Source organism: Symbiopectobacterium sp., from assembly GCF_051710365.1.
Classification (GTDB): domain Bacteria; phylum Pseudomonadota; class Gammaproteobacteria; order Enterobacterales; family Enterobacteriaceae; genus Symbiopectobacterium.
Window position 1 is genome coordinate 1 of sequence record NZ_JBPETA010000403.1, and the last position, 655, is coordinate 655.

The window sequence follows — 655 nt, forward strand, 5'->3', positions numbered from 1 at the left end:
TCAGTATTGGTGACAGACCACCACAAGTATCCAACCTCAATTCTGTTCACAAGACCATCGTTGATGTTCTCGGCGAGCGATACCGTCGAATTTATTCTTAAAGTAGGTGCGGAATGACGGTTATACGGGTGTTAACCGATATAGACACGGTAAGCGCGCGTGTAAAGCAGCTGACAGGTAAAATAGAAACGTCTTCTTACCCGCATCATGCATCAAAAATGGCCAACCTGGAAAAGATCAAGGCAACCATTGATACGTTGATTAAAAACGCCAGTGCCAGCTTTAATCGCTCACAAAAAAACATGCAAGTTATGCGTGAACGAGAAGATCAATATCTGGAAAATCGAGCGAAGAGTGCGAAAGCGCGCTCTGAGCGTCGGCAGCATGTTAAAGAAATGATTAATTCGGGAAGGGGCGATGAGCTGTATAACGGGGGAATGGTGAAATAGTGGATGGCGGGCGGTGTCGTACCATTATGAATATTTCAACATGAATGTTTCAAACATAACGCCCTGCTAAAGCAGGGCGTTATGTGTATTAGTCGCGACTTGATCTGACACTGGACCTTGCAAGGTTGAGAGTTACCGGTTTTGATATGGGTGTCCAATCCTTATACAAAACACGAGGTAACTCTCATGATTCATACTAACAATCC

Annotated in this window: 1 protein-coding gene; it reads left to right on the forward strand. The window is 44.4% G+C overall.

Annotation, left to right across the window (positions count from 1 at the left end):
* Positions 1–128: 128 nt before the first annotated feature.
* Positions 129–449, forward strand: coding sequence for a hypothetical protein (locus ACTBDZ_RS18315; protein ID WP_438816333.1), 321 nt, complete (start codon positions 129–131; stop codon positions 447–449).
* Positions 450–655: the final 206 nt, after the last annotated feature.